At 69.5% G+C, this 25,269-nt stretch carries 37 protein-coding genes; 2 read left to right on the forward strand and 35 right to left on the reverse strand.

Annotated elements, in window-relative coordinates; genetic code table 11:
- Nucleotides 1–13 precede the first annotated feature (13 nt).
- Nucleotides 14–994: a type I pantothenate kinase gene (gene coaA, locus BM237_RS21835; RefSeq protein ID WP_093851518.1), complete on the forward strand. Its 981-nt coding sequence runs from the start codon at nucleotides 14–16 to the stop codon at nucleotides 992–994.
- A 116-nt stretch (nucleotides 995–1,110) separates the two neighbouring features.
- Here coaA and glmM read toward each other — a convergent pair whose 3' ends face one another.
- The 4 genes from glmM to BM237_RS21855 form a co-directional block, all read right to left on the reverse strand.
- Nucleotides 1,111–2,469 carry a phosphoglucosamine mutase gene (glmM, locus tag BM237_RS21840; protein ID WP_093851434.1) on the reverse strand — a complete coding sequence of 453 codons (1,359 nt, stop codon included), beginning with the start codon at nucleotides 2,467–2,469 and terminating at the stop codon, nucleotides 1,111–1,113.
- Between the two features lie 252 nt (nucleotides 2,470–2,721).
- Entirely contained in the window at nucleotides 2,722–3,225 is a 504-nt protein-coding gene (rpsI, locus tag BM237_RS21845; RefSeq protein ID WP_093851435.1) for a 30S ribosomal protein S9, read from the reverse strand.
- 39 nt (nucleotides 3,226–3,264) lie between these two features.
- Complete coding sequence (gene rplM, locus BM237_RS21850; RefSeq protein WP_093851436.1) at nucleotides 3,265–3,708, reverse strand: 50S ribosomal protein L13; 444 nt, start codon at nucleotides 3,706–3,708, stop codon at nucleotides 3,265–3,267.
- Between the two features lie 254 nt (nucleotides 3,709–3,962).
- The gene (locus BM237_RS21855) at nucleotides 3,963–5,582 is read right to left on the reverse strand and encodes an ABC-F family ATP-binding cassette domain-containing protein (RefSeq protein ID WP_093851437.1); all 1,620 of its coding nucleotides are present in this window, start codon (nucleotides 5,580–5,582) and stop codon (nucleotides 3,963–3,965) included.
- 54 nt (nucleotides 5,583–5,636) lie between these two features.
- Between BM237_RS21855 and BM237_RS21860 the strand changes: the two genes are divergently transcribed.
- A complete protein-coding gene (locus BM237_RS21860) occupies nucleotides 5,637–6,551 on the forward strand; it encodes a hypothetical protein (RefSeq protein ID WP_093851438.1) in 915 nt (304 codons plus the stop codon).
- Between the two features lie 49 nt (nucleotides 6,552–6,600).
- Here the strand turns inward: BM237_RS21860 and BM237_RS21865 are convergent, their stop codons facing one another.
- From BM237_RS21865 to rplD, 31 genes are all read right to left on the reverse strand, one after another.
- A complete protein-coding gene (locus BM237_RS21865) occupies nucleotides 6,601–7,539 on the reverse strand; it encodes a D-alanyl-D-alanine carboxypeptidase family protein (RefSeq protein ID WP_093851439.1) in 939 nt (312 codons plus the stop codon).
- 608 nt (nucleotides 7,540–8,147) lie between these two features.
- Nucleotides 8,148–9,023: a tRNA pseudouridine(38-40) synthase TruA gene (gene truA / locus BM237_RS21875; protein WP_093851440.1), complete on the reverse strand. Its 876-nt coding sequence runs from the start codon at nucleotides 9,021–9,023 to the stop codon at nucleotides 8,148–8,150.
- Nucleotides 9,024–9,146: 123 nt separating this feature from the next.
- The gene (gene rplQ / locus BM237_RS21880; RefSeq protein ID WP_093851441.1) at nucleotides 9,147–9,701 is read right to left on the reverse strand and encodes a 50S ribosomal protein L17; all 555 of its coding nucleotides are present in this window, start codon (nucleotides 9,699–9,701) and stop codon (nucleotides 9,147–9,149) included.
- Nucleotides 9,702–9,917: 216 nt separating this feature from the next.
- Nucleotides 9,918–10,940, reverse strand: a complete 1,023-nt coding sequence (locus BM237_RS21885) for a DNA-directed RNA polymerase subunit alpha (RefSeq protein WP_093851442.1) — start codon at nucleotides 10,938–10,940, stop codon at nucleotides 9,918–9,920.
- A 137-nt stretch (nucleotides 10,941–11,077) separates the two neighbouring features.
- Nucleotides 11,078–11,704 (reverse strand): 30S ribosomal protein S4, encoded by a 627-nt coding sequence (gene rpsD / locus BM237_RS21890; protein WP_093851443.1) that lies wholly within the window; start codon nucleotides 11,702–11,704, stop codon nucleotides 11,078–11,080.
- 27 nt (nucleotides 11,705–11,731) lie between these two features.
- Complete coding sequence (gene rpsK / locus BM237_RS21895) at nucleotides 11,732–12,136, reverse strand: 30S ribosomal protein S11 (RefSeq protein WP_004571845.1); 405 nt, start codon at nucleotides 12,134–12,136, stop codon at nucleotides 11,732–11,734.
- A 65-nt stretch (nucleotides 12,137–12,201) separates the two neighbouring features.
- Nucleotides 12,202–12,582 (reverse strand): 30S ribosomal protein S13, encoded by a 381-nt coding sequence (rpsM, locus tag BM237_RS21900; RefSeq protein WP_093851444.1) that lies wholly within the window; start codon nucleotides 12,580–12,582, stop codon nucleotides 12,202–12,204.
- 203 nt (nucleotides 12,583–12,785) lie between these two features.
- A complete protein-coding gene (gene rpmJ, locus BM237_RS21905; protein WP_003956441.1) occupies nucleotides 12,786–12,899 on the reverse strand; it encodes a 50S ribosomal protein L36 in 114 nt (37 codons plus the stop codon).
- A 60-nt stretch (nucleotides 12,900–12,959) separates the two neighbouring features.
- Nucleotides 12,960–13,181, reverse strand: a complete 222-nt coding sequence (infA, locus tag BM237_RS21910; protein WP_003948620.1) for a translation initiation factor IF-1 — start codon at nucleotides 13,179–13,181, stop codon at nucleotides 12,960–12,962.
- Between the two features lie 209 nt (nucleotides 13,182–13,390).
- Nucleotides 13,391–14,227, reverse strand: coding sequence for a type I methionyl aminopeptidase (gene map, locus BM237_RS21915; RefSeq protein WP_093851445.1), 837 nt, complete (start codon nucleotides 14,225–14,227; stop codon nucleotides 13,391–13,393).
- A gap of 138 nt (nucleotides 14,228–14,365) precedes the next feature.
- A complete protein-coding gene (locus tag BM237_RS21920; protein ID WP_093851446.1) occupies nucleotides 14,366–15,034 on the reverse strand; it encodes an adenylate kinase in 669 nt (222 codons plus the stop codon).
- Nucleotides 15,034–16,350 carry a preprotein translocase subunit SecY gene (gene secY / locus BM237_RS21925; protein WP_093851447.1) on the reverse strand — a complete coding sequence of 439 codons (1,317 nt, stop codon included), beginning with the start codon at nucleotides 16,348–16,350 and terminating at the stop codon, nucleotides 15,034–15,036. The genes BM237_RS21920 and secY overlap by 1 nt, the downstream gene beginning before the upstream one ends.
- 198 nt (nucleotides 16,351–16,548) lie before the next feature.
- A complete protein-coding gene (gene rplO / locus BM237_RS21930) occupies nucleotides 16,549–17,004 on the reverse strand; it encodes a 50S ribosomal protein L15 (RefSeq protein ID WP_093851448.1) in 456 nt (151 codons plus the stop codon).
- 1 nt (nucleotide 17,005) lies between these two features.
- On the reverse strand, nucleotides 17,006–17,188 hold the full coding sequence (gene rpmD / locus BM237_RS21935; protein WP_093660623.1) for a 50S ribosomal protein L30: 183 nt from the start codon (nucleotides 17,186–17,188) through the stop codon (nucleotides 17,006–17,008).
- Nucleotides 17,188–17,793, reverse strand: coding sequence for a 30S ribosomal protein S5 (gene rpsE, locus BM237_RS21940; RefSeq protein ID WP_093660621.1), 606 nt, complete (start codon nucleotides 17,791–17,793; stop codon nucleotides 17,188–17,190). The genes rpmD and rpsE overlap by 1 nt, the downstream gene beginning before the upstream one ends.
- A gap of 43 nt (nucleotides 17,794–17,836) precedes the next feature.
- The gene (gene rplR / locus BM237_RS21945; RefSeq protein WP_093851449.1) at nucleotides 17,837–18,220 is read right to left on the reverse strand and encodes a 50S ribosomal protein L18; all 384 of its coding nucleotides are present in this window, start codon (nucleotides 18,218–18,220) and stop codon (nucleotides 17,837–17,839) included.
- 3 nt (nucleotides 18,221–18,223) lie between these two features.
- Nucleotides 18,224–18,763, reverse strand: coding sequence for a 50S ribosomal protein L6 (gene rplF, locus BM237_RS21950; RefSeq protein WP_093851450.1), 540 nt, complete (start codon nucleotides 18,761–18,763; stop codon nucleotides 18,224–18,226).
- 24 nt (nucleotides 18,764–18,787) lie between these two features.
- On the reverse strand, nucleotides 18,788–19,186 hold the full coding sequence (gene rpsH, locus BM237_RS21955; protein WP_093660615.1) for a 30S ribosomal protein S8: 399 nt from the start codon (nucleotides 19,184–19,186) through the stop codon (nucleotides 18,788–18,790).
- A gap of 216 nt (nucleotides 19,187–19,402) precedes the next feature.
- Nucleotides 19,403–19,588 carry a type Z 30S ribosomal protein S14 gene (locus tag BM237_RS21965; protein ID WP_004571834.1) on the reverse strand — a complete coding sequence of 62 codons (186 nt, stop codon included), beginning with the start codon at nucleotides 19,586–19,588 and terminating at the stop codon, nucleotides 19,403–19,405.
- Between the two features lie 3 nt (nucleotides 19,589–19,591).
- Complete coding sequence (gene rplE / locus BM237_RS21970; RefSeq protein WP_093851452.1) at nucleotides 19,592–20,155, reverse strand: 50S ribosomal protein L5; 564 nt, start codon at nucleotides 20,153–20,155, stop codon at nucleotides 19,592–19,594.
- Nucleotides 20,155–20,478: a 50S ribosomal protein L24 gene (gene rplX, locus BM237_RS21975; protein WP_093851453.1), complete on the reverse strand. Its 324-nt coding sequence runs from the start codon at nucleotides 20,476–20,478 to the stop codon at nucleotides 20,155–20,157. The genes rplE and rplX overlap by 1 nt, the downstream gene beginning before the upstream one ends.
- 3 nt (nucleotides 20,479–20,481) lie before the next feature.
- Nucleotides 20,482–20,850 (reverse strand): 50S ribosomal protein L14, encoded by a 369-nt coding sequence (gene rplN, locus BM237_RS21980; RefSeq protein WP_055718836.1) that lies wholly within the window; start codon nucleotides 20,848–20,850, stop codon nucleotides 20,482–20,484.
- A 100-nt stretch (nucleotides 20,851–20,950) separates the two neighbouring features.
- Nucleotides 20,951–21,238: a 30S ribosomal protein S17 gene (gene rpsQ / locus BM237_RS21985; protein WP_093660607.1), complete on the reverse strand. Its 288-nt coding sequence runs from the start codon at nucleotides 21,236–21,238 to the stop codon at nucleotides 20,951–20,953.
- A complete protein-coding gene (gene rpmC / locus BM237_RS21990) occupies nucleotides 21,238–21,462 on the reverse strand; it encodes a 50S ribosomal protein L29 (protein ID WP_093851454.1) in 225 nt (74 codons plus the stop codon). Before rpmC ends, rpsQ begins: the two co-directional genes overlap by 1 nt.
- Nucleotides 21,462–21,881, reverse strand: a complete 420-nt coding sequence (gene rplP, locus BM237_RS21995) for a 50S ribosomal protein L16 (protein ID WP_093660605.1) — start codon at nucleotides 21,879–21,881, stop codon at nucleotides 21,462–21,464. The genes rpmC and rplP overlap by 1 nt, the downstream gene beginning before the upstream one ends.
- Before the next feature lie 5 nt (nucleotides 21,882–21,886).
- The gene (gene rpsC / locus BM237_RS22000; protein ID WP_093851455.1) at nucleotides 21,887–22,717 is read right to left on the reverse strand and encodes a 30S ribosomal protein S3; all 831 of its coding nucleotides are present in this window, start codon (nucleotides 22,715–22,717) and stop codon (nucleotides 21,887–21,889) included.
- The gene (gene rplV / locus BM237_RS22005) at nucleotides 22,717–23,064 is read right to left on the reverse strand and encodes a 50S ribosomal protein L22 (RefSeq protein ID WP_006130776.1); all 348 of its coding nucleotides are present in this window, start codon (nucleotides 23,062–23,064) and stop codon (nucleotides 22,717–22,719) included. Before rplV ends, rpsC begins: the two co-directional genes overlap by 1 nt.
- Nucleotides 23,065–23,110: 46 nt before the next feature.
- Complete coding sequence (gene rpsS / locus BM237_RS22010) at nucleotides 23,111–23,392, reverse strand: 30S ribosomal protein S19 (protein ID WP_093851456.1); 282 nt, start codon at nucleotides 23,390–23,392, stop codon at nucleotides 23,111–23,113.
- Nucleotides 23,393–23,406: 14 nt separating this feature from the next.
- Nucleotides 23,407–24,243: a 50S ribosomal protein L2 gene (gene rplB / locus BM237_RS22015; RefSeq protein ID WP_093851457.1), complete on the reverse strand. Its 837-nt coding sequence runs from the start codon at nucleotides 24,241–24,243 to the stop codon at nucleotides 23,407–23,409.
- Between the two features lie 39 nt (nucleotides 24,244–24,282).
- A complete protein-coding gene (rplW, locus tag BM237_RS22020; protein WP_093851458.1) occupies nucleotides 24,283–24,606 on the reverse strand; it encodes a 50S ribosomal protein L23 in 324 nt (107 codons plus the stop codon).
- Nucleotides 24,606–25,262, reverse strand: a complete 657-nt coding sequence (rplD, locus tag BM237_RS22025; RefSeq protein ID WP_093851459.1) for a 50S ribosomal protein L4 — start codon at nucleotides 25,260–25,262, stop codon at nucleotides 24,606–24,608. The genes rplW and rplD overlap by 1 nt, the downstream gene beginning before the upstream one ends.
- Nucleotides 25,263–25,269: the final 7 nt, after the last annotated feature.

Below are 25,269 nucleotides of genomic sequence, written 5' to 3' on the forward strand. Positions count from 1 at the left end.
CGCGTCCGGCGACCTGCCGCAGCAGCGCCGCGGCCGGCCGTCCGACACGAGCCCGTTCGTCGACCTCGGACGGGCCGAGTGGAGCGCCCTGCGGGAGAAGACCCCGCTGCCGCTGACCGCCGCGGAGGTGGAGGAGCTGCGCGGCCTGGGCGACGTCATCGACCTCGACGAGGTGCGGGACGTCTACCTGCCGCTGTCCCGGCTGCTCAACCTCTACGTCGGTGCCACCCACGGGCTGCGCGGCGCGCTCAACACCTTCCTGGGCGACGCGGGCGGCGGGCACGGCGCCCAGCGCGGCACCCCGTTCGTCATCGGGGTCGCGGGCAGCGTCGCGGTCGGCAAGTCCACGGTGGCCCGGCTGCTGCGGGCGCTGCTGGCCCGCTGGCCCGAGCACCCGCGGGTGGAGCTGGTGACCACCGACGGCTTCCTGCTGCCGAACGCGGAGCTGCACCGGCGCGGGCTGATGTCGCGCAAGGGCTTCCCCGAGTCCTACGACCGCCGCGCCCTCACCCGGTTCGTCGCGGACGTCAAGTCGGGCCGGGAGGAGGTCACCGCGCCCGTCTACTCGCACCTGATCTACGACATCGTCCCCGGCGAGGTGCTGACGGTGCGCCGCCCCGACATCCTGATCGTCGAGGGCCTCAACGTCCTCCAGCCGGCCCTGCCGGGCAAGGACGGCCGCACCCGGCTCGCGGTCGCCGACTACTTCGACTTCTCCGTCTACGTGGACGCGCGCACCGAGGACATCGAGCGGTGGTACCTGGACCGCTTCCGCAAGCTGCGCGAGACGGCCTTCCAGAACCCGTTCTCCTACTTCCGCAGGTACACGCAGGTGTCACAGGAGGAGGCGCTGGACTACGCGCGCGGCATCTGGCGGACGATCAACCGTCCCAACCTCCAGGAGAACATCGCCCCGACCCGGGGCCGCGCCGGCCTGATCCTGCGCAAGGGCCCGGACCACAAGGTCCAGCGCCTGTCGCTGCGCAAGCTCTGACGCGGGCCGCCCGCGCCGGCGGCCGACCGGCACACCGCCCGGGGCGCGCCGTCCTCGGCGTCAGGCGGCCGCCCCCCGCCCGACGTCGTACCGGACCGCGCGCCCGCGCGGAACGTTCAGCCCAGCGCCGACTTGACCTCGTCCGCCAGCCGCTCGGCCACCGCACGGGCCTGCTCCAGATCGGCCGCCTCGACCATCACCCGCACCAGCGGCTCGGTGCCGGAGGAGCGCAGCAGCACCCGGCCGGTCTCGCCCAGCTCCTTCTCGGCCTCGTTCACGGCGGTGGCCAGCCGGGCCGAGGAGGAGACCCGGGTCTTGTCCACGTCCCGCACGTTGACCAGCACCTGCGGCAGGCGCCGCATCACGCCCGCCAGCTCGGCCAGGGGCCGGCCGGTGGCGGCCACCCGCGCGGCCAGCATCAGACCGGTCAGGGTGCCGTCGCCGGTGGTGGCGTGGTCCAGCACGATCACGTGCCCGGACTGCTCGCCGCCCAGCGAGTAGCCGCCGCGCTTCATCTCCTCCAGCACATAGCGGTCGCCGACCGCCGTCTGGAGCAGCTCGACGCCCTCGCGCTCCATGGCGAGCTTGAAGCCGAGGTTGGACATCACCGTGGCCACCACGGTGTTCCCCCGCAGCGTGCCGGCCTCCTTCATGCCCAGGGCCAGCACGCTGAGGATCTGGTCGCCGTCGATCTCCTCGCCGGCCGCGTCCACGGCCAGGCAGCGGTCGGCGTCGCCGTCGTGGGCCACGCCCAGGTCGGCGCCGTGCTCGACGACGGCCGCGCGCAGCCCGTCGAGGTGGGTGGAGCCGCAGCCGTCGTTGATGTTGAGCCCGTCGGGCTCGGTGGCGATGGTGACCACCTCGGCGCCCGCCCGCGCGAACGCCTCCGGGGAGACCCGCGCCGCCGCGCCGTGCGCGCCGTCGATGACGACCCTGAGCCCGTCGAGCCGGTTGGGCAGGACGCCGACGAGGTGGGCGACGTACTTGTCGAAACCCTCGTCGTACTCCTTCACCCGGCCCACCCCGGCGCCCGTCGGGCGGTCCCAGGGCTCGCCGGAGGCGTGCTCGCGGTAGGTGCTCTCGATGCGGTCCTCCAGCTCGTCGGCGAGCTTGTGGCCGCCGCGGGCGAAGAACTTGACGCCGTTGTCGGGCATGGGGTTGTGGCTGGCGGACAGCATCACGCCCAGGTCGGCGCCGAGCGCGCCGGTCAGGTACGCCACGGCCGGGGTCGGCAGCACGCCCACCCGCAGCACGTCCACGCCCGCGCTGGCCAGCCCGGCCACCACGGCGGCCTCCAGGAACTCCCCGGACGCGCGCGGATCACGTCCGACCACCGCCACCGGGCGATGGCCCTTGAACGTACCCGCCTCGGCGAGCACGTGCGCCGCCGCGACCGACAGACCGAGCGCCATTTCGGCGGTCAGGTCGGCGTTGGCGACTCCGCGCACACCGTCCGTACCGAAGAGTCGTCCCACCGTGGTTCCTCCGAGTTCCGAGCTGAGCTCCGGGCGCGCCGAGGCCCGGTCGATCCAGATATACGCCCCTTGGCGGCGGATGCGGCACGGCCGTGACCGCGGCGTGCCGACGGTCGCCCCACCGGACCCACCGGACCCGCCGGTCCGGGGGTGAGCGGTGGCCCGAAGACGAGCGCCCCGACGCACCGTGACGGTGCTGTCGGGGCGCTCGTCAGCGGATCCCAGGGGTTCCAGCGGACAGCGAGGCGCTGATCAGCGCTTGCTGTACTGGGTGCCCTTGCGGGCCTTCTTCAGACCGGCCTTCTTCCGCTCGACCGCGCGGGCGTCGCGGGTCAGGAAGCCGGCCTTCTTCAGCGGGCCGCGGTTGTTCTCCACGTCCGCCTCGTTCAGGGCGCGGGCCACGCCCAGGCGCAGCGCGCCGGCCTGGCCGGAGACGCCGCCGCCGCTGATGCGGGCGATGACGTCGTAGCGGTTGTCCAGCTCCAGAACCTTGAACGGCTCGTTGACTTCCTGCTGGTGCACCTTGTTCGGGAAGTAGGCCTCCAGGGTGCGGCCGTTGATCTTCCACTGGCCGCTGCCCGGCACGATGCGCACGCGGGCGATGGCGTTCTTCCGGCGCCCGGTGCCGGCGCCCGGCTGGGGCTCACCGAAACGGGACGCGAGGGACTCGGTGGTGTACTCCTCGACGCCCTCGGGGGTCTCGGTGGTGTACTGCTCGACCTCTTCGATCGGGGTCTCGGCGGTGGTCTCGGCCACGGTTCTCCTCAGCTCTCTTCAGTCTTGGTTGTGGCCGGACTACTGCGCGACCTGGGTGATCTCGAACGGGACCGGCTGCTGGGCGCCGTGCGGGTGGTTCTCGCCCGCGTAGACCTTCAGCTTCGAGAGCATCTGGCGGCCCAGGGAGTTCTTCGGGAGCATGCCCTTGATGGCCTTCTCCACGGCCTTCTCCGGGTTGTTCTTCAGCAGGTCGTCGTAGCGGACGGACCGCAGACCACCGGGGTAGCCGGAGTGGCGGTAGGCCAGCTTCTGGGTCCGCTTGTTGCCGGAGAGGTGCACCTTGTCGGCGTTGATGATGATGACGAAGTCACCAGCGTCAACGTGCGGCGCGTACACCGGCTTGTGCTTGCCCCTCAGAAGGGTGGCGGCCTGGGTGGCCAGACGGCCCAGGACGACGTCGGTGGCGTCGATGACGTGCCACTGGCGCTGGACGTCGCCGGGCTTGGGGCTGTACGTACGCACGGTCGTAGCCTTCGCTTCTTCAGTGAGTGTTTCCTGACAAGGTCACCGGAGATCACGACAGCCCTGACCGCGCTCCGGTGACGCAAGCCGGTGCGGGTCGCTGGTCATCGTCCTGGTGGACCAGGCGTAGCGGCCTCTCACGTGAGAACGAGCAAGCCAATACGCACAACGAACCAGCAGGATACCGGCCGTCCTCCGCACGGGTCAAAACGCCCCTCCCCCGGCGGGTGCGCCGGAGCCCTCCCGCACACCCCTCAGCGCGCCCGCGCCACCCGCCCTTCCTCCCAGACCGGCTCCGGCGCCTCGCGCACCCGCCCGTCCGCGCCGAAGACCAGGAAGCGGTCGAAGGAGCGGGCGAACCAGCGGTCGTGCGTCACCGCCAGCACCGTCCCCTCGTACGCCTCCAGCCCCTGCTGGAGCGCCTCGGCGCTCTCCAGGTCCAGGTTGTCGGTCGGCTCGTCCAGCAGCAGCGCCGTCGATCCGGCCAGCTCCAGCAGCAGGATCTGGAAGCGGGCCTGCTGGCCGCCCGACAGCTTCCCGAAGGGCTGCTCGGCCTGGCGGTCCAGCTCGTAGCGGCGCAGCGCGGACATCGCCGCGCCCCGGTCCTTCGCGTGCTCGGTCCACAGGACGTCGAGCAGGGTGCGCCCCTCCAGCTCGGGGTGGGCGTGCGTCTGGGCGAAGTGGCCGGGGACCACCCGGGCGCCCAGCTTCCACCCGCCGGTGTGGGCGACGTCACTCCCGGCCAGCAGCCGCAGGAAGTGCGACTTGCCCGAGCCGTTGGAGCCGAGCACCGCGACCCGCTCGCCGTAGAAGACCTCCAGGTCGAACGGCTTCATCAGCCCGGTCAGCTCCAGCCCGGCACAGGTGACCGCCCGCACCCCGGTGCGCCCGCCGCGCAGCCGCATCCGGATGTCCTGCTCGCGCGGCGGCTCCTGCGGAGGGCCGGCCTCCTCGAACTTCCGCAGCCGGGTGCGGGCCGCCTGGAGGCGGGAGGCGAGCCCGTCGTTGTAGGCGGCCTTCTGCTTGAGGGTGTTCACCAGTTTCCTGAGCTGGGCGTGCTGCTCGTCCCAGCGCCGCCGCAGCTCCTCGAAGCGGGCGAAGCGCTCCTTGCGGGCCTGGTGGTAGGTGGCGAAACCGCCGCCGTGCACCCACACGTCCGACCCGGCCGGACCCGGCTCCACGCTGACGACCCTCTGCGCCGCCCGTGCCAGCAGCTCGCGGTCGTGGGAGACGAACAGGACCGTCTTGCGGGTCTCGCCCAGCCGCTCCTCCAGCCACCGCTTGCCGGGGACGTCCAGGTAGTTGTCCGGCTCGTCCAGCAGCAGCACCTCGTCCGGGCCGCGCAGCAGCGCCTCCAGCACCAGCCGTTTCTGCTCGCCGCCCGACAGGGTCCGCACCTGCCGCCACTGCGCCTTGTCGTAGGGGACGCCGAGGGCCGCGGTGGTGCACACGTCCCAGGCGGTCTCGGCCTCGTAGCCACCGGCCTCGGCCCAGTCCGCCAGCGCCTGCGCGTAACCCATCTGGGCGGCCTCGTCGTCGACCTCCATGATCCTCAGCTCGGCGGCGTCCACCGCCTCCGCCGCCTGGCGCACCCGCGGCCGGGCCACCGAGACCAGCAGGTCGCGCACCGTGCGTTCGTCCCGGACCGAGCCCACGAACTGCGGCATCACCCCGAGCCCGCCGCCGACGGTCACCGTGCCGCCGTGCGGCTTCAGCTCGCCGGCGATCAGCCGCAGCAGCGTCGTCTTCCCGGCCCCGTTGGCGCCCACCAGGGCCACCACCGAGCCCTCCCCCACCCGGAACGAGACGTCGCCGAGCAGCGCCCTCCCGTCGGGCAGGTAGTACTCCAGGTGCGCGGCCTCGACGTGTCCCATCCCCCGACTGTGAACGCGCCGGCGGCCTCGCGGCAAGCGAATAAGATGCGGGGTATGAGCTTTGGGCAGGGGGGGCCGGGCTGGGGCCCGGTAGGACCGTCCGGACAGCCGGGGCCGCCGGGACCGTCCGGACAGCCGGGGCCGTTCGGGCCGTCGGAGCCGTCCACGCCGGACTGGGCGGCGCTCGCCGAGCAGAGCGAGCGCGCCCGCGCCCGGCGCCGCCGCCGGCTGATGATCGGCGGCGGGGTGGTGGCCACCGCCGTCGTCGCCGCGATCGTCGCGATCGCCGTCGTCAACGAGAACGGGTCGGGCTCCGGCCCCGCCGCCGCCTCCTCGGACTCCCCGGCGCCGTCGGCCGCCGAGACCCCGCCGCCCGACCCGGAGCAGCCGGAGCCCACCTTCTCCTCCGAGCCGCCTCCCCCTCCGCCGGACCCGCGTGACTTCCTCTCCAGCGCCGAGAAGGACACCGCCCCGCTCGGCGCCGGCACGCTCTTCCCCGGCGACTCGATGAAGGCCAACGGCCGCACCTACGACAAGGGCGCCACGGCCTCCACCAAGAGCTGCGCCTCCGGCACCCAGGGCGCGCTCGGCGCGGTACTGGCGAACAACGGCTGCCGGGAGCTGATCCGGGTGACGTACGTGCGCGAGGGGGTGGCGGTCACCGTCGGCGTCGCGGTCTTCGACGACGCCGAGGCCGCGCGCAAGGCCAAGGACCAGTCCCGGCCCAACGTCGCCTCGCTGCCCGGCTCGGGCGTGCCCACCTTCTGCCGGGGCGGCGTGACCTGCCGGACCTCCGCCAACGCGCTGGGCCGCTACGCGTACTTCACCATCTCCGGCTACACCAGCGGCAAGGACGTCACCGCCTCCGAGACCGCCGCCCGCCGGGCGGGTCTGGACGCCGCCGACTTCGCCTTCGCCCGCATCCTCGAACGCGGCCGGGAGCAGGCGGCGGCCTCGGTCACCGGCTGACGCGGCCCTGAACCGGACGAGCCGGTCCAGGGCCACGGGCATCGCGGGATCAGTCCCGCTGTGCTCCCGCCGGGAGCGTGCGCAGGGTCACCTTCGTGGCCGTCTTCCGCTCGAAGGACCAGTCGAGCATTCTCGTCGCGTCCCGGTAGCGGTCGGAGCTGTTCAGGACCACCCCGACGACCGTGCGCCTGTCACGCGTCGCCGCGAAGACCAGGCAGGGGCCGGCCTTGGAGCCCGTGCCGGTCTTGATGCCGATCACGCCCTTGTACGAGCCGAGCAGCTTGTTGGTGTTGTACCAGGTGTACGTGCGCCCGTTGGTCGCCTTCTGGACGGTCCTGGTCGACTTGACCACCGCCCTGAACGTGGAGTTCGCCAGCGCGTGCCGCGCCAGCTTCGCCATGTCGCGGGGGGTCGAGTAGTTCTTGCCGTTCTTGGGGATGCCGTCGAAGGAGTCGAACCTCGTGTTCTTCATCCCCAGACCGGCGGCCTTCTTGTTCATCCTGGAGATGAACGACTTGGTGCGGGCGGCCGTCGTGCTCCCGCTGCCGAAGGTGTCGGCCAGCGCGTACGCCGCGTCGCAGCCGGAGGGCAGCATCATCCCGTACAGCAGCTGGCGCACCGTGAGCCTGTCGCCCGTCCTCAGGTCCGCGGTGCTGGCCCCGTACCTGGTCACGTAGTCGCGGTAGGCCTTCTTCACCGTGACCTTGCGGTTCAGGTCGACGCCCTTGGTGGTCACCACGACCGCCGCGGCCATGATCTTGGTGGTGCTGGCCATCTCGCGCCGGGTGTCGGCGCCCTTGCCCCACAGGGTCTTGTCGGGGCCGCTGTCCAGCAGGAAGGCGCCCTTGGCCGCTATCCCGGACGGCCCCCCGGCCGCCTGGGCGGGGGCCGCCGTCGGGCCCGCCAGGAGCACGGCGCAGGCGGCCGCCAGCACCACGCCCGCCCTGCGGATCCCCCTCGTGCGAAGTCTCAATGGATGCTCCGTCATCGTGGTCGTCGGGCCCGCACGACGCGCGGGCCCTGCTCTTGACCTTGCGGCCCAGCTGGTCGTACTCGTACCGCCAGGTGTTGCCCTGGGCGTCGGTGACCTTCTTCAGCTGTCCGGCCGGGGTGTAGGTGTACTTCGTCGCGTCGTAGCCGTTGCCGGGACCGGCGGTGCCGTCGGGGTTCGGGGCATCGCCGTGGTAACGGCGCAGCTCCGTCATCTGCCCGGCGGCGTCGGTGATGGTGGTGGTGGGCACTCCACCCTTGGGCGGGTCGACATGGGTGCGCTCGCCGTCGTAGGCGGTGGTCGTCCGCCATTGTTCGACGCCCGTGACCGCGAGGATCTGTGCCGTGGCGCGGCCCAGGCCGTCGTACTCGGTCAGGGTCTGTGCCCCGACCTGGCGATCGCTGACGATCAGCAGTTCGTCCGAGGGCGCGCCGATCGCGTTGTAGGTGGCGTTGGCCTTCTTGATCTTCCCGGTGCCGTCGAATGAAACGGCCCCGAACGCCACCGCCCCGCCCGGTCGGCGGGCAGGGCGGGACGCGCCGGGCGGGTACGGGACGGAACCGCCGGGGGGCACTGGCGACGGCGGCCCCCCTGGCGGCAGCCGCTCAGCAGCAGCCGGCCACCGCGCCCGCCGCCGGGCCCGCGCCCGGGAGGGTGCGGCGGTTGCGCGCCTCGGCGTTGCGCGCGGCCAGCAGTTCGTCGGCCGGGTAGCCGACCTCCTCCAGGGTGAGCCCGTGCGGCCGCACCACGTGCACCGCCGAGTCCCGCACCCCGGCCGCCAGCACCCGTCCCGGCCACGTCGGCGGGCGGTGTCCGTCGCCGACGAAGAGCAGCGCGCCCACCAGCGAGCGCACCATGTTGTGGCAGAAGGCGTCGGCGACCACCCGGGCCTCCACGACGCCGTCGGGGCGCCGCCGCCAGTTCAGTTCCTTCAGCGTCCGTATGGTCGTCGCGCCCTCGCGCCGCTTGCAGTAGGCGGCGAAGTCGTGCTCCCCCAGCAGGTGCCCGGCCGCCTCGTTCATGGCGTCCACGTCCAGCGGCCAGTCGTGCCACAGCACATGGCCGCGCTGGAGCGGGTCCACCCCTCCCGGGTGGTCGCAGACGCGGTAGGCGTAGCGGCGCCAGATCGCCGAGAAGCGCGCGTTGAAGTGGGGCGGGGCCGCACCGATCCGGTGCACCCGTACGTCGTGCGGCAGTCGCCCGGCCAGCCGGCGCAGCAGCCTTTCTTGGTGCGCCTCCCACAGGTCGGCGGGCAGGTCGGCGTGCGCCACCTGGCCGCGGGCGTGGACGCCCGCGTCGGTGCGGCCGGCGACCGTCAGCTCGAAGACCTCCTCCGAGCGGGTCACCACCCGCAGCGCGTCCTCCAACTCGCCCTGCACGGTGCGCCGCCCGCGCTGCCGCGCCCAGCCGGAGAACTCCCTGCCGTCGTACGACAGGTCCAGCCGGACCCGTACGTGTCCGGGCTCCACCTCGTCGCTCACACCGTGATCCTCTCGAAAAGCGCGTACAGCGCGTGAAGCGCGTAAACGGCGGCGGACCCGCTCCCGAAAAGAGGGAGGCGGGTCCGCCGCGGTGTGCTCGGGATACCCGGAGCGGAGAACGCCTCAGGCGTCCTTCTTCTCCTCGGACTTCTCCTCCGCGGGTGCCTCGGCCGCGGCCTCGGTCTCCTCGGCCGGGGCCTCGGCGGCCTCGTCCTTCGCGGCGTCCTTCTTGAGGTCCTTCACGGCCTCGTCGCCCGCGGCGTCCTTGGCCGTGCGCTTCGTGGCGGCCTCGGCCTCGCCGACGGCCTCCTGCTGCACCGTCAGGGCCTCCACCAGCTCGATGACCGCCATGGGCGCGTTGTCGCCGCGGCGGTTGCCGATCTTGGTGATGCGGGTGTAACCGCCGGGGCGGTTCTCGTAGCGCGGGCCGATCTCGGTGAAGAGCGTGTGCACGACGCTCTTGTCGAGGATCGTGCGCATCACCTGGCGGCGGTTGTGAAGGTCGCCCTTCTTCGCCTTGGTGATCAGACGCTCGGCCACCGGGCGCAGGCGGCGGGCCTTGGCCTCGGTGGTGGTGATGCGGCCGTGCTCGAAGAGGGCGGTGGCGAGGTTCGCCAGCATGGCCTTCTCGTGCGCGGCGCCGCCGCCGAGGCGGGCGCCCTTGGTGGGCTTCGGCATGGTTGTCTCTCCTCGATGTCTGCACCGGCCGTATCAGGTACCGGTGTCAGTGTCCGTACGGGCTTGTGCCCGCCGGAGCCGGGGCGTGCGACCGCGGTCGCGCTCGGTCACACGTTCCGGAGAACGTGGGCCGACCGGGCGCGGGCGGGTGCCGCGCCCGGTCGGGATGCCGGTGGGGACCGGCGTCAGTACCGCTCGGCGCCGGTCAGTACCCGGTCAGTACTGCTCGGTCTCGACGAAACCGGAGTCCGCGTCGTCGTCGGCGCCGAAGGCGTCGGCGGCGGCGGTCGGGTCGAATCCGGGCGGGCTGTCCTTGAGGGTCAGGCCCATGCCGGCCAGCTTCGCCTTGACCTCGTCGATCGACTTGGCGCCGAAGTTGCGGATGTCGAGCAGGTCCGCCTCGGAGCGGGCCACCAGCTCGCCCACCGAGTGGATGCCCTCGCGCTTGAGGCAGTTGTAGGAGCGGACGGTCAGCTCCAGCTCCTCGATCGGCAGGGCCAGGTCGGCGGCGAGCGCGGCGTCCGTCGGGGACGGGCCCATGTCGATGCCCTCGGCGTCGACGTTCAGCTCGCGGGCCAGGCCGAACAGCTCGACCAGGGTCTTGCCGGCGGAGGCCATGGCGTCGCGCGGACGCATGGACTCCTTGGTCTCGACGTCGACGATCAGCTTGTCGAAGTCGGTGCGCTGCTCGACACGGGTCGCCTCGACCTTGTAGGTGACCTTGAGGACCGGCGAGTAGATGGAGTCGACCGGGATACGGCCGATCTCCTGGCCGGCCTGCTTGTTCTGCACGGCGGAGACGTAGCCGCGACCGCGCTCGACGGTCAGCTCCATCTCCAGCTTCCCCTTGCCGTTCAGCGTGGCGAGGACCAGGTCGGGGTTGTGCACCTCGACACCGGCCGGCGGGGCGATGTCGGCGGCGGTGACCAGACCCGGGCCCTGCTTGCGCAGGTACATCACGACCGGCTCGTCGTGCTCCGAGGAGACGACCAGGCTCTTGATGTTGAGGATCAGATCGGTGACGTCATCCTTGACGCCCGGCACGGTGGTGAACTCGTGCAGGACGCCGTCGATCCGGATGCTGGTCACGGCAGCACCGGGGATCGAGGACAGGAGCGTGCGGCGCAGGGAGTTTCCGAGGGTGTAGCCGAAGCCCGGCTCCAGCGGTTCGATCACGAACCGGGAACGGAACTCGTCCACGACCTCTTCGGTCAGTGAGGGGCGCTGAGCGATCAGCATGGGGATGTGCCTCCAGTCTTCGGCAACCGCTATTTGATGCCGAGCACCGGGCGGGAGCCCGGATTCCTACTGCAAGGGTACGGGCGGTGCGACCCGTGCGGGCCGCACCGCCCGTGACCGTGAGCCGGTACTCCGGATTACTTGGAGTACAGCTCGACGATCAGCTGCTCCTGCACCTGGGTGTCGATCACCTGGCGCTCGGGCAGCGAGTGGACGAGGATCCGCATCTTCGACGGGATGGCCTCGAGCCACGCCGGCACCGTCTTGTCCCCGGCCTCCGCCTGCGCCACCTGGAAGGGGGTCAGGTTACGGGAGGAGGGACGGACCTCGACGATGTCGTTGGGAGCGACGCGGGCCGACGGGATGTCGGTCTTGCGGCCGTTCACCATGATGTGTCCGTGACGGACGAGCTGGCGGGCGTGGTCGCGGGACTTGGCGAAGCCGGCCCGGTAGACCACGTTGTCCAGACGGGACTCCAGGATGCGGAGCAGGTTCTCACCCGTCTTGCCCTGCTTGCGGTTGGCCTCGTTGAAGTAACCGCGGAACTGCTTCTCGAGGACACCGTAGATGCGGGCGGCCTTCTGCTTCTCACGCTTCTGCAGCAGGTACTCGCTGTCCTTGGTGCGCCCGCGTCCGTGCTCACCCGGGGGGTAAGGACGGATCTCGATCGGGCACTTCGCGCTCTCGCACTTAGCTCCCTTGAGGAAGAGCTTCTGCTTCTCCCGACGGCAACGCTTGCAGTCGGCCCCGGTGTAACGCGCCATGTTCGTGTATCTCCTACTTCTGCCGGATCAGACGCGGCGACGCTTCGGCGGGCGGCAGCCGTTGTGCGGGGTCGGGGTGACGTCCTGGATCGAACCCACCTCGAGGCCGGTGGCCTGGAGGGAGCGGATCGCGGTCTCACGGCCGGAGCCGGGACCCTTGACGAACACGTCGACCTTGCGCATGCCGTGCTCCTGCGCGCGACGGGCGGCCGACTCGGCGGCCATCTGCGCGGCGAACGGCGTCGACTTGCGCGAACCCTTGAAGCCCACGTGACCGGCGGAAGCCCAGGAAATCACGTTGCCGGTGGGGTCGGTGATGGAAACGATGGTGTTGTTGAACGTGCTCTTGATGTGAGCGTGCCCGTGGGCGACGTTCTTCTTCTCCTTGCGGCGCACCTTCTTGGCGCCGGCCGTACGGCCCTTCGGAGGCATAGAAAAATACTCCTATGGAGGTGGTCGGTCCTGCGATCCGGACCACTGGCGGTGTCCGGTGAGGACTACTTCTTGCCCGGCTTCTTCTTGCCGGCGATCGCGCGACGCGGGCCCTTGCGGGTGCGGGCGTTGGTGCTGGTGCGCTGGCCGTGGACGGGCAGACCGCGGCGGTGACGCAGACCCTGGTAGCTGCCGATCTCGACCTTGCGGCGGATGTCGGCCTGGATCTCGCGGCGGAGGTCACCCTCGGTGCGGATGTTGGCCTCGACGTACTCACGGATCCTGACGAGCTCTTCCTCGGTCAGGTCGCGGACGCGGGTGTCCGGGTTCACACCGGTGCTCGCCAGCGTCTGCTGGGAGAGCGTGCGGCCGATGCCGAAGACATAGGTGAGAGCGACCTCCACGCGCTTGTCGCGCGGGAGGTCGACGCCTTCGAGGCGTGCCATGAACGTGGCTCCTGGTTTCGTTGGAGGTCTTCCGCAGCACCGTTCCCGTAGCGAGTACGAGCCGGGTCCCCGGCCTCCGTCCGGGGGTGTCGTCCCCACCGGCGTTAACGGATGTCACGGCGGGGGGTCGGGTGTCTGCGTATCTGTATGTCGCTTGCGTCGCGCGAAGAACCGCGAGAGGTGCGAGGCGTGGAGGTCTTGCGTCAGCCCTGGCGCTGCTTGTGGCGCAGGTTGTCGCAGATGACCATGACCCGGCCGTGGCGGCGGATCACCTTGCACTTGTCGCAGATCTTCTTGACGCTCGGCTTGACCTTCATGGGATGTGAGGTTCTCCGGGTCAGGCCACCACCCCGCGCGGGGCGGAGTGAGGGCGAGATCTACTTGTAGCGGTAGACGATCCGCCCGCGCGTCAGGTCGTAGGGAGACAGCTCCACCACGACACGGTCGTCGGGAAGGATACGGATGTAGTGCATCCGCATCTTGCCGCTGATGTGCGCGAGGACCTGGTGCCCGTTCTGGAGCTCCACCTTGAACATCGCGTTCGGGAGAGACTCGACGACGGTGCCCTCGATCTCGATGGCCCCTTGTTTTTTGGCCATGCTTGAGCGCTTCACCTTCCGGGATCGGCTACCTGGGTCAGCCCGTGGGTGCGCGCAGGCACACATGGACCGACGAGCCAGTCTACGGCACGGCTCCGGGAAAGACGAATCGGGGATGTATGCCCATCGGGGGAGATCTTTATGCGAGCCTGAGGGACTTCACCCGGCTCGCATCCGGCTCACCGCGGGAGAGGGCGGCCGGGGCCCGGTCAGTCCAGCGGGTCGGGTGCGGTGGTGACGCCGTACTCCGCCAGCTTCGCCCGGCCGCCGTCCGGCGCCGTCAGCACCAGCGGGCCCTGCTCGGTCAGCGCGACGGAGTGCTCCCAGTGGCAGGACCAGCTGCCGTCGTCGGTCTTGACCGTCCACTCGTCCTGCAGGACGTGGGTCCTGGCCGTGCCCAGGCTGACCATCGGCTCGATCGCCAGGCACATGCCCGGCACCAGCTTCGGGCCCTTGCCGCGCCGGCGCTCGACGTAGTTCAGCAGGTGCGGGTCCATGTGCATCTGGCTGCCGATGCCGTGGCCGCCGTAGTCCTCGATGATCCCGTAGCGGCCGGAGGCCGGGCGGGGCTGGCGGCGGATGTAGCCCTCGATCGCCTTGGAGATGTCCACCAGCCGGTTGCCCCTGCGCATCGCCGCGATGCCGGCCCACATCGACTCCTCGGTGACCCGGCTCAGCTCGTGCACCTCGGGCGCGTGGCCCTCGCCGACGAAGACGGTGATCGCCGCGTCCCCGTGCCAGCCGTCGACGATCGCGCCCGCGTCGATGGAGATGATGTCGCCCGACTCCAGCACCGTCTCCCGGTCGGGGATGCCGTGGACGACGACGTCGTTCACCGAGGTGCAGATGTTGCCGGGGAAGCCGCCGTAGCCGAGGAAGTTCGGCTTGGCGCCGTGGTCGGCGAGCACCTTGGCGGCGACCTCGTCCAGGTCCTTGGTGGTCGCGCCCGGCACCGCGGCCCTGCGGCAGGCCGCGTGCATCGCGGCGACGACCAGCCCGGCCGCGCGCATCTTCGCGATCTGCTCGGGGGTCTTGATCTCCACCATGACGGCTGACGCCTTCCAGCTCGCGGTTGTCTGTGGCACATCCGGCCCGCGGCTCTGCCACCGGGCCCGTTCACTACACGATACGGCCGCGGTGCCCGCCCCGGGCACCGCGGCCTTCTCGCCGTTCCTCCTCCGGGGTCAGGCCCCGGCCTGCCCGGCCGCCTGGCCGAGCGCCTCCATCGCGCGCCGGGTGACCTCGGACACCTTGCCGAGCGCCGAGATCGTCACCACCAGGCCCTGGGCCTTGTAGTAGTCGATGATCGGCTCGGTCTCGGTGTGGTAGACCTCCAGGCGCTTGCGGACGGTGTCCTCGTGGTCGTCCTCGCGCTGGTAGAGCTCACCGCCGCAGAGGTCGCAGACGCCCTCGCTCTTCGGCGGGGTGTACACGACGTGGAAGATGTGGCCGCTGTCGTTGCGGCACATCCGCCGTCCCGCGATCCGCTTCACGACCTCGTCCTCGGGGACCTCCAGGTCCAGCACGGCGTTCAGCCGGGTGCCGGACTCGCGCAGGATGCCGTCCAGGGCCTCGGCCTGGCCGATGTTCCGCGGGAAGCCGTCGAGCAGGAAGCCGTCGGCGGCGTCGGGCTGCTCCATCCGGTCCCGGGCCATCCCGATGGTGACCTCGTCGGGTACGAGCTTGCCCGCCCGCATGTACTCCTGCGCCTTCTGGCCGAGCTGGGTGCCCTGGCTGATGTTGGCGCGGAACAGGTCGCCCGTGGAGATGTGCGGAATGGACAGGTTCTCGGCCAGGTACGCGGCCTGCGTGCCCTTGCCCGCGCCAGGCGGTCCGACGAGGACGATTCGCATCAGCGGAGGAACCCTTCGTAATGGCGCTGCTGAAGCTGGCTCTCGATCTGCTTCACGGTCTCCAGACCGACACCCACGATGATCAGGATGCTGGTCCCGCCGAACGGGAAGTTCTGATTCGCGTTGAACAACACCAGCGCGACGGTGGGCACCAGAGCGATCAGACCCAGGTACAGCGAACCCGGCCACGTGATGCGGTTCAGCACGTAGCTCAGGTACTCCGCGGTGGGACGTCCGGCCCGGATGCCCGGGATGAAACCACCATACTTCTTCATGTTGTCGGCAACTTCTTCGGGGTTGAAGGAGATGGCGACGTAGAAGAAGGCGAAGAACACGATCAGCACGAAGTACGTGATGATGTAGTACGGGTGGTCACCCGTGACGAGGTGCCGGTTGATCCAGTCGGCCCAGCCCGCCTGCGACCCGCTGAACTGAACGATCAGTGCCGGGATGTAGAGCAGGGAGGAGGCGAAGATGACGGGGATCACACCCGCCTGGTTCACCTTCAGGGGGATGTAGGTGGAGGTACCGCCGTAGGAGCGGCGCCCGATCATCCGCTTGGCGTACTGCACGGGGATGCGGCGCTGCGCCTGCTCGACGAAGACCACCAGGGCGACCATCGCCAGACCCGCGAGGACCACCACGCCGAACTCGATCCAGCCGTCCGCCAGGTTGCCCTGCACCTTGATGGCCCACAGCAGACCCGGGAAGCCGGCGGCGATCGAGACGAACATCAGGATCGACATGCCGTTGCCGATGCCGCGGTCGGTGATCAGCTCACCCAGCCACATGATCAGCGCGGTGCCGGCGGTCATGACGATCACCATGGTGATCGTGGTGAAGATCGAGTCGTCGGGGATGATCTGGTCGCGGACGGTGCACTGCGCGAAGAGGCTGCCGCTGCGGGCCGTCGCCACCAGGCCGGTGGCCTGGAGCACGCCGAGCGCCACCGTCAGGTAACGGGTGTACTGCGTGATCTTCGCCTGGCCGGACTGCCCCTCCTTCTTGAGGGCCTCCAGCCTCGGGATCACCACCACCAGCAGCTGCAGGATGATGCTCGCCGTGATGTAGGGCATGATCCCGAGCGCGAAGATGGTCAGCTGCAGCAGCGCGCCACCACTGAACATGTTGACCAGGCCGAAGAGGCCGGCGCCGGCGCCCTCGGCCTCCTTCACGCACTGGTTGACGTTCTCGAAGCTGACACCCGGGACGGGGATGTGTGCCCCGAGGCGGAAGAGCACCATGATGCCAAGGGTGAACAGCAGCTTCTTGCGCAGGTCGGGCGTCTTGAACGCCCGGGCGAACGCGGTGAGCACGGTGCCTCCTGCGCCCCCCGCGTCACACGCGAGAGGTTACGGTCGTGAGGATCAACGGATAAAACGGTTCAGATTCCGCAGGAGGGATCCTGCGGAGGTCAATAACGCACGACACCTTACCGGCGACCGTGCCCCCCATGGAACGACCAACCGGGGACGCCCGTTCCTGGGCGCCCCCGGTTGGTCACTTCACCGTGCTCAGACGAGCTCGGTGACGGTGCCTCCGGCAGCGGTGATCTTCTCCTTGGCGGAGCCGGAGACCTTGTCCACGGTCACCTGCAGCGCCACGGAGATCTCTCCGTTGCCCAGCACCTTCACGAGCTGGTTCTTGCGAACCGCGCCCTTGGCGACCAGGCCCTCGACGGTGACCTCGCCACCCTCGGGGTACAGGTCCGCCAGCTTGTCCAGGTTCACGACCTGGTACTCGGTGCGGAAGGGGTTCTTGAAGCCCTTGAGCTTGGGCAGCCGCATATGCAGCGGCATCTGCCCACCCTCGAAGCGCTCCGGAACCTGGTAGCGGGCCTTGGTGCCCTTGGTGCCACGACCGGCGGTCTTGCCCTTGGACGCCTCACCACGACCGACGCGGGTCTTGGCGGTCTTGGCGCCCGGGGCGGGCCGGAGGTTGTGGACCTTCAGCGGCTTCTGCTCCGCCATGTCAGTCGACCTCCTCGACCGTCACGAGGTGGCGGACGGTCTGCACCATGCCGCGGATCTCGGGACGGTCCTCCTTGACGACCGAGTCGTTCACTCGCCTGAGGCCGAGGGAACGCAGGGTGTCGCGGTGGTTCTGCTTGCTGCCGATGTAGGACTTGGTCTGGGTGACCTTCAGGCGTGCCATCAGGCGCTCACCCCAGCCCGCGCCCGCAGCAGAGCGGCGGGAGCAACGTCCTCCAGCGGCAGGCCGCGGCGGGCGGCGATCTCCTCGGGGCGCTGCAGGCCCCGCAGAGCGGCCACCGTGGCGTGCACGATGTTGATCGGGTTCGACGAGCCGAGGGACTTGCTCAGCACGTCGTGGATGCCCGCGCACTCCAGCACGGCGCGCACCGGGCCACCGGCGATCACACCGGTACCGGGCGAGGCCGGCTTGAGCAGCACGACGCCCGCGGCCTCCTCACCCTGGATCGGGTGGGGGATGGTGCCCTGGATCCGGGGAACCTTGAAGAAGTGCTTCTTGGCCTCCTCCACACCCTTGGCGATGGCGGCCGGCACCTCCTTGGCCTTGCCGTAACCGACACCCACGGTGCCGTCACCGTCGCCCACCACGACCAGCGCGGTGAAGCTGAAGCGACGACCACCCTTCACAACCTTGGCGACGCGGTTGATCGCGACGACCCGCTCGACGTACGCGGTCTTCTCGGCGGCCGCGCCACCGTCCCGCCGGTCCCGTCGGTCCCGCCGCTCGCCGCCACCGGCGCCGCCACCGCGGCGCTGGGGTCCAGCCATTGGAATTACCTCTCTCTATGCGTCCGCTTGCGTGGGGACCGGCTCAGAACCTGAGCCCGGCCTCGCGGGCGGCGTCGGCCAGGGCGGCGATCCGCCCGGCGTACTTGTTGCCGCCGCGGTCGAACACGACGGCCTCGATGCCCGCGGCCTTGGCGCGCTCGGCGACCAGGGACCCGACCTGCTTGGCCAGGGCGGTCTTGTCGCCCTCACCGCCGCGGATCGAGCTGTCCAGCGTCGACGCCGAGGCCAGCGTGTGGCCCGCGATGTCGTCGATGACCTGGGCCACCATGTGGCGGTTGGAGCGCGTCACCACCAGGCGCGGACGCTCGGGGGTGCCCGACACCTTCTTGCGGACGCGGATGTGGCGCCGCTTGACAGCGGCGGCCTTGCGCGCGCTGCCCTTCGCGATCTTCACACCGTATGCCATGGCTTACTTACCAGCCTTTCCGACCTTGCGGCGGATGACCTCGCCCGCGTACTTCACGCCCTTGGCCTTGTACGGGTCGGGCTTGCGCAGCTTGCGGATGTTCGCGGCGACCTCGCCGACCTTCTGCTTGTCGATGCCCTCGACGCTCAGCTTGGTCGGGGACTCCACCTTGAAGGAGATGCCCTCGGGAGCCTTCACCGTGATCGGGTGGCTGTAGCCCAGGGAGAACTCCAGGTCGGAGCCCTTCGCCTGGACGCGGTAACCGACACCGCTGATCTCGAGCTGCTTGGTGTATCCCTGGGTCACGCCAGTGATCATGTTCGCCACCAGCGTGCGGGACAGACCGTGCAGGGCCTTGTTCCGGCTCTCGTCGTTCGGGCGGGTGACGTTGATGACGCCGTCCTCACCCTTGGCGACCTCGATGGGCGCGGCGACGGTGTGCGAAAGGTTGCCCTTGGGCCCCTTCACGTTGACCGTCCGGCCATCGATGGTGACGTCCACACCGGCGGGAACCTGGATGGGGAGCTTGCCGATACGCGACATGAGCTTTACCTCCGTTCCCTTCCGTTACCAGACGTAGGCGAGGACTTCCCCACCCACGCCCTTCTTCTGAGCCTGCTTGTCGGTGAGGAGCCCGTGGGACGTGGAGATGATCGCCACGCCCAGGCCGCCGAGCACCTTCGGCAGGTTGGTGGACTTTGCGTAGACCCGCAGACCCGGCTTGCTGATCCGCTTGATGCCGGCGATCGAACGCTCGCGGTTCGGACCGAACTTGAGCTCCAGGACGAGGTTCTTGCCCACCGGGGCGTCCTCGACCTTCCATCCGGTGATGTAACCCTCCTGCTGGAGGATCTCCGCGATGTGCGACTTGATCTTGCTGTGCGGCATCACGACGGTGTCGTGGTAAGCCGAGTTCGCGTTTCGCAGACGCGTCAGCATGTCTGCGATCGGATCGGTCATGGTCATGTGATGGCCTTCGGCCTCTCTCGCCGGGGTTTCCTGTCTGCTCCGTCCCTCTCCCCGTACGCGGGACGCGACGGGACGGGTGCGGTGCGGGGACCTACGGCGTAGTAAGACGGTCATGGGCGGCGACGCCCAACCCACAAGCCTAGGGCACGCGGGGAGGGCGTTCGCCGGCCAGGATGCTCTTACCGAGAGTCCCTGAGGTCCGCTTGCGCGGACCTACCAGGAGCTCTTGGTGACGCCCGGCAGCTCGCCGCGGTGGGCCATCTCACGAAGGCACACGCGGCACAGGCCGAACTTGCGGTAGACGGAGTGGGGTCGGCCGCAGCGCTGGCACCGCGTGTACGCGCGGACCGCGAACTTCGGCTTGCGGGCGGCCTTGGCAATCAGAGCCTTCTTCGCCACGGCTCACGCCTCCTTGAAGGGGAATCCGAGGTGACGCAGCAGGGCGCGACCTTCCTCGTCGGTGTTCGCCGTGGTGACCACGGTGATGTCCATGCCTCGGACCCGGTCGATCTTGTCCTGGTCGATCTCGTGGAACATGACCTGCTCCGTGAGACCGAAGGTGTAGTTGCCCCTGCCGTCGAACTGCTTCGGCGACAGACCGCGGAAGTCGCGGATGCGCGGCAGCGCGAGCGACAGCAGGCGGTCCAGGAACTCCCACATCCGGTCGCCCCGAAGGGTGACGTGGGCACCGATCGGCTGACCCTCGCGCAGCTTGAACTGCGCGATGGACTTCCGGGCCTTGGTCACGGCCGGCTTCTGGCCGGTGATCGTGGCGAGGTCGCGGATGGCGCCCTCGATCAGCTTGGAGTCGCGGGCGGCCTCGCCCACACCCATGTTGACCACGATCTTGGTGAGACCGGGGGTCTGCATGACGTTCTCGTACTTGAACTCGTCACGCAGCTTGCCCGCGATCTCCTCGCGGTAGCGCGTCTTCAGACGCGGCTGCACGTTCGTGGCGGTAGTCATCAGATGTCCTCACCGGTCCGCTTGGCAACGCGGATCTTGTTGCCGTCCTCGTCGAAGCGGTAACCGACGCGGGTGACGACCTTGTTGCCGTCCTTCTCCACGACGAGCTGAACGTTGCTCACGTGGATCGGGGCCTCGGTCGTCACGATGCCGCCGGTCTTCGAACCGCGAGCGGTCTGGCCGGCCTTGGTGTGCTTCTTGACCCGGTTGACACCCTCGACCAGGACACGGTCCTCGCGGGGGTAGGCCTCGATGACCTTGCCCTGCTTGCCCCTGTCCTTGCCGGTGATGACCTGGACCAGGTCGCCCTTCTTGATCTTCATCGGTTACAGCACCTCCGGCGCGAGCGAGATGATCTTCATGAACTTCTTCTCGCGCAGCTCACGGCCGACGGGGCCGAAGATACGGGTGCCGCGGGGGTCGCCGTCGTTCTTGAGGATGACGGCGGCGTTCTCGTCGAAGCGGATGTACGAGCCGTCGGGGCGGCGGCGCTCCTTGACGGTGCGCACGACGACGGCCTTGACGACGTCGCCCTTCTTCACGTTGCCACCGGGGATCGCGTCCTTGACGGTGGCGACGATGACATCCCCGATACCCGCGTAGCGGCGGCCGGAGCCACCGAGAACACGGATGCAAAGGATCTCCTTCGCGCCCGTGTTGTCGGCGACACGCAGCCGCGACTCCTGCTGGATCACGTCTATCTCCTGATCGTCTGCCGGTTCCCGGCGGGTGCGCGCTCACCGCGCGCACCTCGCCGAGCCTGGCGGAACTCGTCCCGAGAAGGGATCTCGGGAATTACTTGGCCTTCTCGAGGATCTCGACGACGCGCCAGCGCTTCGTCGCGGACAGCGGCCGGGTCTCCATCAGGAGGACGCGGTCGCCGACACCCGCGGCGTTCTGCTCGTCGTGCGCCTTGAGCTTGTTCGTACGGCGGATGACCTTGCCGTACAGGGCGTGCTTGACGCGGTCCTCGACGGCGACGACAACGGTCTTGTCCATCTTGTCGCTGACGACCAGACCCTCACGGGTCTTGCGGAAGCCGCGGTTCTGCTCTGCAGTCTCAGTCACATTCGTCTCGCTCATCAGGCGCTCTCCACCGTCTCGATGCCGAGCTCGCGCTCACGCATCAGGGTGTAGATCCGGGCGATGTCCTTGCGGACGGCCTTCAGCCGGCCGTTGTTCTCCAGCTGTCCGGTCGCCGCCTGGAAACGGAGCTTGAACAGCTCCTCCTTGGCCTCGCGCAGCTTCACGACGAGCTCCTCGTCGCCGAGCTCGCGCAGCTCGCTCGCCTTGGTACCGGCCGCCATCACGACTCACCTGCCTCGCGCCGCACGATCCGGCACTTCATCGGAAGCTTGTGAGCAGCGCGGGTGAGCGCCTCACGAGCAATCTTCTCGTTCGGGTAGGACAGCTCGAACATCACCCGGCCGGGCTTGACGTTCGCGACCCACCACTCCGGCGAACCCTTACCGGAACCCATGCGGGTCTCGGCGGGCTTCTTGGTCAGCGGACGGTCCGGGTAGATGTTGATCCACACCTTGCCGCCACGCTTGATGTGACGGGTCATGGAGATACGAGCTGCCTCGATCTGCCGGTTCGTCACGTAGGCAGCGGTCACGGCCTGGATGCCGTACTCGCCGAAAGCAACCTCGGTGCCGCCCTTGGCCATGCCCTTGCGCTTCGGGTGGTGCTGCTTGCGGTGCTTGACCCTGCGGGGGATCAGCATGACGGTCAGGCCTCCTTCCCGGCAGAGCCGGTGCTCTCGGCGGCCGGAGCGGCAGCGGTGCCCTCGGCGGCCTTGGGCGCCTCGTTCCGCTCCTGCTGCGGCTTGCGGCCGCGGCCGCCGCGCTCGCCACCGCGGCGCGGGCGGTCGCTGCCACCGCGCGACGGGCGGTTGCCGGCGCGGGCGGCGGCGTTCTCGGCGCGGACCTCGGCGATGTTCTTGACGTCGCCCTTGTAGATCCAGACCTTCACACCGATCCGGCCGAAGGTCGTCTTGGCCTCGAAGAAGCCGTAGTCGACGTTGGCGCGCAGGGTGTGCAGGGGAACCCGGCCCTCGCGGTAGAACTCCGAGCGGGACATCTCGGCGCCGCCGAGGCGGCCACCGCACTGGATCTTGATGCCCTTGGCGCCGGCCTTCATCGTGCTCTGCATCGACTTGCGCATCGCACGGCGGAAGGAGACGCGGGAGGACAGCTGCTCGGCGACGGCCTGGGCCACCAGCTGAGCGTCCGTCTCCGGGTTCTTGACCTCGAGGATGTTGAACTGGATCTGCTTGCCGGTCAGCTTCTCCAGCCGACCGCGGATGCGCTCCGCCTCGGCGCCGCGGCGGCCGATCACGATGCCCGGACGGGCGGTGTGAACGTCGACGCGGACGCGGTCACGGGTGCGCTCGATCTCCACCTTGGAGATGCCGGCCCGCTCCATGCCCTGCGTGAGCAGGCGGCGGATCTCGACGTCTTCCTTGATGTAGTCCTTGTACAGCTTGTCGGCGTACCAGCGGGACTTGAAGTCCGTGGTGATGCCGAGCCGGAACCCGTGCGGGTTGACCTTCTGCCCCATTACCGGGTTCCTTCCTTGCTGCTGACGACCACCGTGATGTGGCTGGTCCGCTTACGGATCCGGTAGGCGCGGCCCTGGGCGCGCGGCCGGAACCGCTTCAGGGTCGGGCCCTCGTCGACGTAGGCCTCGGAGATGAAGAGGCTGTCGACGTCCGTGTGGTCGTAGTTGTGCGCGGCGTTGGCGATGGCGCTGTCGAGCACCTTGCCGACGGGCACGCTCGCGGCCTGCGGGGCGAAACGCAGGACCGCCTGAGCCTCCGTGGCGTCCATGCCACGGATGAGGTCCACCACGCGGCGGGCCTTCATGGGCGTGACGCGGATGTACCGCGCCTGGGCCCTGGCTTCCATGGTTGTCCCTTCGGTGTCAGTCATAGGTCTTCGCTACTTCCGCACATCAGCGACGACGCGACTTGCGGTCGTCCTTCTCGTGGCCGCGGAAGGTGCGGGTCGGCGCGAACTCGCCGAGCTTGTGGCCGACCATCGACTCGGTGACGAACACCGGGACGTGCTTGCGGCCGTCGTGCACCGCGATCGTGTGGCCCAGCATGGCCGGGACGATCATGGAGCGGCGGGACCAGGTCTTGATGACGTTCTTGGTGCCTGCGTCGTTCTGTACGTCCACCTTCTTGATCAGGTGGTCGTCGACGAAAGGCCCCTTCTTGAGACTGCGCGGCATCGAAAACCCGCCTCCTAGCGCTTCTTGTTCGTCTTGCGGCGGCGGACGATGTACTTGTTGCTGGCCTTCTTCGGCGAGCGAGTACGTCCTTCCTTCTTGCCCCACGGCGAGACCGGGTGACGACCACCGGAGGTCTTGCCCTCACCACCACCGTGCGGGTGGTCGACCGGGTTCATGACCACACCGCGGACGGTCGGGCGGACGCCCTTCCAGCGCATGCGGCCGGCCTTGCCCCAGTTGATGTTCGACTGCTCGGCGTTGCCGACCTCGCCGACGGTGGCGCGGCAGCGGACGTCGACCAGGCGGATCTCACCGGACGGCATGCGCAGGTGGGCCATGCGGCCCTCCTTCGCCAGCAGCTGCACGGAGGCGCCCGCGGAGCGGGCGAACTTCGCGCCGCCGCCGGGCCGCAGCTCGATGGCGTGGATGGTCGTACCGACCGGGATGTTGCGCAGCGCGAGGTTGTTGCCCGGCTTGATGTCGGCGCCGGGGCCGTTCTCGACGCGGTCGCCCTGCTTCATGCCGGCCGGCGCGAGGATGTAGCGCTTCTCGCCGTCGACGTAGTGCAGCAGCGCGATGCGCGCGGTGCGGTTGGGGTCGTACTCGATGTGCGCGACCTTGGCCGGCACGCCGTCCTTGTCGTGACGACGGAAGTCGATCACGCGGTAGGCGCGCTTGTGGCCGCCGCCCTGGTGGCGGACGGTCACACGACCGGTGTTGTTACGGCCGCCCTTGCTGTGCAGGGGGCGGACCAGCGACTTCTCCGGCGTGGACCGCGTGATCTCGACGAAGTCGGCGACGCTGGAGCCACGACGGCCCGGGGTCGTCGGCTTGTACTTGCGGATACCCATTTCTCAGTCCTCGTCCGATATCGGACGGTACGACCTCCCTTAGGAGACCGGACCGCCGAAGATGTCGATACGGTCGCCCTCGGCGAGGGTCACGATGGCGCGCTTGGAGTCGGCGCGCTTGCCGTAACCGGTGCGGGTGCGCTTGCGCTTGCCCTGGCGGTTGATCGTGTTGACCCCGGTGACCTTGACCGAGAAGACCGTCTCGACGGCCTGCTTGATCTGGGTCTTGTTGGCACGCGGGTCGACGACGAACGTGTACTTGTTCTCGTCCAGCAGCGCGTAGCTCTTCTCGGAGACCACCGGCTTCACGAGGATGTCGCGGGGGTCGGAGAAGGTCTTGCTGGTGACGGTGGTCTCGGCCATCAGGCCTCGCTCCCTTCGTGCTGGGCGGCCTTGCGGCCGGCCACGAAGCTGTCGAGGGCGGCCTTGGTGAAGACCACGTCGTCGGAGACGAGCACGTCGTAGGTGTTCAGCTGGCCCGGCTCCAGGATGTGGACCTGGGGCAGGTTGCGGGCGGACAGCCACGCGGCCTCGTCGCTCCGCTCGGCGACCAGGAGCACGTTCTTGCGCTCGCTGATCTTGCCGAACAGGGCCTTGGCGGCCTTGGTGGAGATCTCGCCCTCGACCACGCCGGTCACGACGTGGACGCGGCCGTGGCGCGCCCGGTCGGAGAGGGCGCCGCGCAGGGCGGCGGCCTTCATCTTCTTCGGGGTCCGCTGCGAGTAGTCGCGCGGCACGGGGCCGTGCACGACGCCACCGCCCGCGAACTGCGGGGCGCGGGTCGAACCCTGGCGGGCGCGGCCGGTGCCCTTCTGGCGGTACGGCTTCTTGCCGCCGCCGCGGACCTCGCCGCGGGTCTTGGTCTTGTGCGTGCCCTGACGGGCAGCGGCCAGCTGTGCGACGACGACCTGGTGGATCAGCGGAATGCTGACCTGTGTGTCGAAGATCTCCGCGGGGAGCTCGACGGTCCCGGCCTTGTCGCCCGCCGGCGAAAGGATGTCAACGGTGGGAGTGCTCATGGTTTAC

It is taken from the genome of Streptomyces mangrovi (genome assembly GCF_900114215.1).
Classification (GTDB): domain Bacteria; phylum Actinomycetota; class Actinomycetes; order Streptomycetales; family Streptomycetaceae; genus Streptomyces; species Streptomyces barkulensis.